The sequence below is a fragment of the Oleiphilus sp. HI0066 genome (assembly GCF_001635725.1).
The window spans coordinates 1-454 of sequence record NZ_LWFH01000708.1 but is presented as its reverse complement, the minus strand read 5'-3'; the positions used below and the strand labels follow the sequence as shown (position 1 = coordinate 454).

Below are 454 nucleotides of genomic sequence, written 5' to 3'. Positions count from 1 at the left end.
CTGGGCCACTGAACTGATCAAGCATATTGGCGTAAGCCTCTTTTTCGTTATCCTTACCCCAGCTCGTAATCGTGCTGTGTTCTGCGGCTGGAATCGAGAAGCCTGCAATTTCAGCCCCGTAATATTTTCTTGCTGCCAAAATACCACTGATAGTATCCGTACCCATGAAGTTGACTAAGTTTGCCGCACCACCTATAGCTGCGGCTTCTTCAGTCGTTGCTCCGCGAGCGCCAAAATCGTGTAATTTAAAATCCAACCCTTCGACACTATCGGCAGTTTCTTCCATAAAGCGCTTAATTACTTGTCTGCAATTCCAAGAAACAGTTGCCACCGTTGTTGGATACCAGACAGCTCGCAACAATGCCGTTTCAACATAGCTGGTTAACCATGCGCAGTTTGGATCGGTATTGATTACTTGAACCATGGCGTTTTTAACTGGCGCCACATAACCTTC

1 pseudogene is annotated in these 454 nt (G+C 46.7%); it reads right to left on the bottom strand.

Annotated elements, in window-relative coordinates:
• Positions 1-454: pseudogene (locus A3738_RS08815) on the bottom strand (nicotinate phosphoribosyltransferase); the annotation flags it as partial.